This window comes from Microcoleus sp. LEGE 07076, assembly GCF_015207455.1.
Lineage (GTDB): Bacteria > Cyanobacteriota > Cyanobacteriia > Cyanobacteriales > Microcoleaceae > Microcoleus.
This window is the reverse complement of sequence record NZ_JADEWV010000285.1, coordinates 1-5922: the sequence shown is the minus strand read 5'-3', so window position 1 is coordinate 5922 and position 5922 is coordinate 1. Positions and strand designations below refer to the sequence as shown.

7 protein-coding genes are annotated in these 5922 nt (G+C 43.1%); 3 read left to right on the top strand and 4 right to left on the bottom strand.

The window, feature by feature from the left end; genetic code table 11:
- The 3 genes from IQ270_RS27240 to IQ270_RS27230 form a co-directional block, all read right to left on the bottom strand.
- Positions 1-203 (bottom strand): hypothetical protein (locus IQ270_RS27240; RefSeq protein WP_193976278.1); only part of this gene is annotated, 203 nt, incomplete at its 3' end.
- A gap of 7 nt (positions 204-210) precedes the next feature.
- Complete coding sequence (locus IQ270_RS27235; RefSeq protein WP_193976277.1) at positions 211-780, bottom strand: hypothetical protein; 570 nt, start codon at positions 778-780, stop codon at positions 211-213.
- Between the two features lie 299 nt (positions 781-1079).
- Entirely contained in the window at positions 1080-1601 is a 522-nt protein-coding gene (locus IQ270_RS27230) for a hypothetical protein (RefSeq protein WP_193976276.1), read from the bottom strand.
- Positions 1602-1975: 374 nt separating this feature from the next.
- On the opposite strand from IQ270_RS27230, the gene IQ270_RS27225 reads away from it, so the two are divergent.
- The 3 genes from IQ270_RS27225 to IQ270_RS27215 all read left to right on the top strand — a co-directional run bounded on the left by IQ270_RS27225 (position 1976) and on the right by IQ270_RS27215 (position 5115).
- Positions 1976-2464, top strand: coding sequence for a GNAT family N-acetyltransferase (locus IQ270_RS27225; protein WP_193976279.1), 489 nt, complete (start codon positions 1976-1978; stop codon positions 2462-2464).
- A 672-nt stretch (positions 2465-3136) separates the two neighbouring features.
- On the top strand, positions 3137-4738 hold the full coding sequence (locus tag IQ270_RS27220) for a serine/threonine-protein kinase (RefSeq protein WP_193976275.1): 1602 nt from the start codon (positions 3137-3139) through the stop codon (positions 4736-4738).
- A gap of 143 nt (positions 4739-4881) precedes the next feature.
- Positions 4882-5115 (top strand): hypothetical protein, encoded by a 234-nt coding sequence (locus tag IQ270_RS27215; protein WP_193976274.1) that lies wholly within the window; start codon positions 4882-4884, stop codon positions 5113-5115.
- A 131-nt stretch (positions 5116-5246) separates the two neighbouring features.
- On the opposite strand, the gene IQ270_RS27210 is transcribed toward IQ270_RS27215, so the two are convergent.
- A partial coding sequence (locus tag IQ270_RS27210; protein WP_193976273.1) for an SAVED domain-containing protein occupies positions 5247-5922 on the bottom strand: 676 nt, incomplete at its 5' end.

Sequence of the window (5922 nt, the reverse complement as noted above, 5' to 3'; positions counted from 1 at the left end):
AAAACTGTTTGACCGCCCCGGAGCAATCTCAGTTGCGGGTTTTGCGAACAAAGTCTGCTAATGGGTTCAAATGACACGGATGCTTTCACATTCCCAGATTCGGCTGTCTTAGTTTCAGCTTTGGCTGCTCCTTCTAAGAAACAGAAAGCAGCACCTAAAATTGCCCAACTCGTTATCAAGCCAAAAATCGATCGCGCTTTCATATTTACCTCAGTTTTTTTGTTTTATCGCTCTTTCAGAGTGCAGAATGCGACTGATTTGCTGATTAGTCATAAAAGGGGCTACCAAACAACTAAGCCTTAAGCATCCTGTGCCTGGTTGCTCCAAAAATCTAACTTCAGTATCTTTTCCATGAAGTCGAGAAGAAACTGCACCCCCTCCCCAATAAAATCTGATTGCTTTGCCAGAGTTTACATACCTATCTGCCACAGCATAATCAATTTCTCCTATTCCACTTTTGATTGGTGGATAGCTAGATAAACCTTGTTTGAGGATATAAGCTGTAGTATTATCGGCTCCTGCATTGATGTAAACATAGCCATTTCTAAACTCGGGCGGTAGGTCGTAATCGTAATTGACAAAACGCCTGCCACCCCGTTCTACAAATTCCCTCCAAGTGATAAGTTGAGATTTTGGCTGTTGAGCAACCTGATAAAGCGATCGCCCCTCCAATATCGGTTGGTTTGTCGGGGATAATCGTTCCTGTGCCAAAACCAATACCGAAGCATTACCCAACAGCGTCAACCCAACCATCAAGCTTAAAATCGAGATCCCTTTCACACTTTTTCCTCTCTGTTTGCTCCAATGGCTCGATCCGAACCTAAGTGCCTTGCAAAACCGCCACTGCTGCAACACCCCGAACCCTCCACCTATCTATCTGCCTCAACCCGCTACTTTTATGCAAAATATCGATCATTGTTACAAAACTTTACAGAAAGTAGCGAAGTGTGGGGTGATGCAGTCGCAAGCAAGCTGGTTGAGATCGAGCGGTGGTGCGAGTTAAGGGAGGCTCAGCTCCTGAAAAAATATCAAGTTCGCTGAATTATGAGCGTTGAAATGGCAGAATATTTCGCATCGCGTCAGTAACAAGGATGCAGCGAACTTACCCCCTGCCGAATTTTCGACCACTCCGACACTAGCCTCGTTTCTGAGGGTTGTATCCTGCGGTAGCCCAGCTCTGGATGGCGGGTGTAGAATACGGCATCTGCTACTTTGTTGAATACGGGACTGGATAAAGGCGACGCATTCCTTCCCAAACCCGAACTATCGTAGGAGGAAAGTAGCCATTGGTAATTATTATTCGGGTTTCTACCGCACTCCTTCTCGTACACCAAATTATCATTGCTCACCACTTTTTTGATAGCAGCCCATTCTCTAATGTACTGCGTTTCATCGGAGCGGATTCTCCGGTTTTTCAGTTGCGGATGCAGGTTGTAGAAAATATAGTCTGTTAGCTCGTCAATCGCTTTTTCAGGTGCTCGACTAGCTGCAACCTGCACCGAACCGACAGGCACTCTGGCTGCAGGATAGCTGATAGGTTGTGCGCTTGCTGAACTGGAGAAAAGAGAGGCGGAGATTAATCCGAATATCAAATAGTTCATTACATACCTGGATTATATGAATTAGGATTTTAAATAGAAAACACCCGCTGGCATTATTGTTAGTCCAAAAAGAGCGATCGCCACACTAGACATTTCACCTGGATGGGAAAACCAAAAATGCAACGTGGCATGGCAATGGATGCTCGTTTGCGCTCTCAATTTTTAGAGTGCAACCAAGACAAAAGCTCTCGTGTTTGAATGACAATTTATTTGATGAACTATTATTCCACTGTTACTGCATTACTGCATGATTTTTTAGTATTTCTTAACAAACTCAGCATTAGACTATCGCCCCAGGTCTTAACTCCACAGTCCTTGGTTTGCCGATCGTTTCGATGAGGGATAATCGTTATCGGGTATTCTAAAAATAAATGATGCTGGAAAGTTCATCGAAAAATAGCGATCGGATAATTGTTCGCGATCGCCAAGGACGAGAGTACCGCCTGCAAGTCAACGGGGACGGAGAATCACATTTGATTGCCAAACTCCTGTACCGCAACAGCGAAGTTGGTATGCTTCAATGCGTTTTGTATCCACCTGATAAGTTGATGATAGGCGATATCATTATTCGCGACGATGTAATTCACGCTCCCCCGCACTTAGGGGCAGCTCTTTTGAGGCTGTTAGTTAAGCTAAAACCAATCGATCGTCGCATGGGCCTGGGAACTCACCTATTACAGTTTGCGATAAAGAAAGCTCGTCAGTGGGGAATTAAGCGAATCTATGGTTCTCTAACTCAAGAAGACATCAACAACAATCCCAATCTTGTCAAATGGTACGAGAAGCATGGATTTGCAATACTTCCGCCTTCAGCGGAGAACATCGAAAATGCAGTTTGTGGAATTTCTTTGAATTTAGAATAGAAATCAAACCTTGTTCTTCCGATTAAAATTAGTTAGGACTTTTAATCGGAACTGTCTTGTTTTAGCCCTGCCAAGACCGGCCAGGAATTAGAGCCAACAACAGCCAGACTTATTATTAAACTAAAAATCGCCCGCCCTTCGATCATTTTGCCTCTCTGTTCCAATTCAAATCCCAAACTAAAATTATTGCCATATTACAAATAACGTTCTATATTCTCAGTTTCAGGAAGTTTCCTCCTTCTAAATCTTTTCACCTGATTGTGGTTCAGTTCTGCTGAAGCTTGTATAAAGGAAAGTGAGCCAAATCATTGCTATTTCTGGTGCTGGGTTAGGCGCAACCAGAAACTGATATCGGCAAAACTCACCCCGTCAGCCAACGGTAGACTAATATTCTCTCTGTTTGCGGTCATCCTTATCTAACGTTCTACTGCATTACTGCATTACTGTATTTGTCTGGGTATTGCTTAGCGCCGGGGGACTGATGCAGTCAGGAAAAACGCTCTTTCACGGGCTGAGGTGGATGCAGAAAGGTTCGGGAGATCGTTAAATCTGATTCTCGATCGAGTAACCTGAGTATCATGCTCAGCTTCCTGGAACATAGTTGATTTACATCGGAATATTTTAATTAGCTTGACTTTAGTGCTGTAGTAAAACAATATTTAACACCCAACTATGCTATTAAATAATCGGTATCAAGTTTTCAAATCCATTGGTTCTGTTGGGTTTGGAGAAACCTTCCTTGCAGAAGATACCCAAATGCCATCAGGACGACGGTGTGTAGTTAAAAAACTACACCCGGTTTCTCACCATCCCCAAATCTATCCACTAATCAAAGAGCGCTTTCAACGAGAAGCCGCTATTTTGGAAGATTTGGGTAGCCACAGCGACCGCATTCCTACGCTCTATGCTTATTTTGAAGAAAACAATGACTTCTATCTCGTTCAAGAACTAATAGAAGGCATGACTCTCACAGATACAATCCAATCACAATCCAGTTTCAGCGAGAGTTACGTCAGAGACTTTCTAGTGAATTTATTACCTGTTTTAGATTATGTTCATCAAAAACACATTATTCATCGGGATATTAAACCAGACAATATAATTATTAGAGAATTTGATCAAAAGCCAGTGTTGATAGATTTTGGTGCAGTGAAAGAGGCTGTAGCTACCACCATGAGTTCTTCGGGAAGTCCACAGACTTCAATTGCGATCGGCACTCGTGGGTTTATGTCTTCTGAACAAGCGGCTGGACGACCTGTTTATAGTAGTGACTTATTCGCTACTGGATTAACCGCTATTTATTTACTGACAGGCAAACAGCCACAGGATATAGAAACTGATAACTATACAGGTGAAATTCTTTGGAAGCAATATGCTCCCCAAGTTAGCCCTATCTTAACGGTTATTTTAGATAAAGCAATTTCTGCTCATAGTTGCGATCGATACGCTACAGCACACGAAATGCTGCAAGCATTGCAATCTCAAACATCTCAGGTTCATCAAATTATCCGTCCTACCATCGCAGATATTCCTGAGAATATTCAACAACCAACTGTTATTTCCGCAGCTCCATCTAAACTTGGGAATATCCAACAAACTTTGTTGCTCGGTAGTTTCATTGCAGCGGCTATTATTGCAGGATTTTGGATAACCAAACCATCTGAACAATCGGCTAGTTCAAATCCATCACCGAATCCAATTGCCTCCACTCCACCAATAGTTTCATCACCGCAGCCTTCTAAGTCTCCTTCGCAAGTACAAACATCTCCTACTACTGCCAAAACTCCCGTTACTCCGAAATCACCAAATGTTATACCTTCAGCAGAACCATCACCAATTCCTCCCTCTTCAATAGTTACAGCTCAACCTCAACCATCACCAATTCCTCCCTCTTCAATAGTTACACCTCAACCTCAACCATCGCCCAATTATCCACCGACACCAACTCCACCACAACCATTACCAATTTATCCACCTACACCAACAATAACTTTACCGAAGCCAACTCCTATCCCATCTTCTCAAATTTCGATTAAGTTGCTTGACAAGCCAGATCTATATCTTGCTTCAACTACTTTAGTATATTCTGATGGAGATAGATTAAAAGCAGATTTTAGAGTTTACTGTCCAACCTCCATGATTCGTCCTACCAACTATATTTTGACCAACAAACAAGGTGCCGTCAAAAAAGTAGGAGCGTGGTGGCAAACTTCATTTACACCCAGATATGATGCCGAGTCTCAACTTATCAAAGAAGTTTGCAACAAAAACTAATACAGTTCTGGACTCACCAACTCTATTTTTTGAATGGCAACTCATTCCTTGATATACTGCGTTTCATCAGGATTGAAATTTAATTGGGGTTTGAAGCCTGACGTTATCGTGAGGACGCAGACACGGGAGGCAAGAGAGTTCAGATGAAGTTTTCGTTGGAACAGATGTACCCCAACATCGCCCGTTGGGTATACGAACATGAAGGCTGGATTGAAATCGGCGATCAGGCAGAGAGTCCTTTAACATCTTTTGTGCGAGCGATCGATTGTGGTGGGATGCTGTGGTTCGGAAAAGATAGCTATGAGAGCCTAGATGAAGCGCTGCAAGACCTAGATGCGGGATTGGCAGTTGTGTTGAAAGAGATTTACGGTGAATGAAACAAAACAACTAACAACGTGCTACTGCAAATAAAATCAAAAAGTGAATTCAAGCCACTCAGGAAGTTGAAAAAACTCGATTTGCCATACCGATAACCAGGCTGACGAGTATCAAAAGAATGTTGGAGCGTTTAATTCAGTCCAGAAAACAAATGACAAGTCCGAGTATACTGTTCATTGCCGATCCACCCGTAACAAACAACCGGTGCTGTGCCATCTAAGCGATGACCGAGAAACATGGCAAGGGGGGCAGGGCCTGCAAAAAACAGATGAATTTCTTTACTACCAGTACATCGCAGATTTTCAAGGATAAGATTCTTGATGCCTTTGGTAGCGACATTTGTATGTTCTGGCGAGATGATAGGCTGCTGCCCGTGGATATGGAGTTGTGGCATACCTTTTAATTCGTACTTAGCCAAATTTTTTTCTACATTAGATCGAATGTCGTCTCGAAGGATGCTAATGATAACGACCAGACGATCCCCCATATCGCCCGTAGTCTGATTTATCCAAGGATAGGCTGGTGTTTCACTGGTCGCATGGGAATCAGTTGCCCATATCTGACTGCGGTATTCCATTTCGATTGCATATCCCCGAACGGCTGAAAAGACAGAACCCAACGCCAAACAAGCTGAAAGACGACGATTCCCTAGCAGTTTAATTCGCTTGGTATTTCGATGATTTTCGATCCAGTTTCGTGTATTCTGGAGGTTAATGACTAACCCGTTCCAAGCTTCAGTCTGGGCGATCGCGCGAGTTTCTCCACCAGAGAAGTCAGCCCAATCAAAACGAAGTCCTGGATGAGTT

Excerpts from the sequence above, each read along its gene's own strand:
- IQ270_RS27230 (WP_193976276.1), bottom strand. The coding sequence starts at position 1,601 with ATGAACTATTTGATATTCGGATTAATCTCCGCCTCTCTTTTCTCCAGT.
- IQ270_RS27225 (WP_193976279.1), top strand. The coding sequence starts at position 1,976 with ATGCTGGAAAGTTCATCGAAAAATAGCGATCGGATAATTGTTCGCGAT.
- IQ270_RS27220 (WP_193976275.1), top strand. The coding sequence starts at position 3,137 with ATGCTATTAAATAATCGGTATCAAGTTTTCAAATCCATTGGTTCTGTT.
- IQ270_RS27215 (WP_193976274.1), top strand. The coding sequence starts at position 4,882 with ATGAAGTTTTCGTTGGAACAGATGTACCCCAACATCGCCCGTTGGGTA.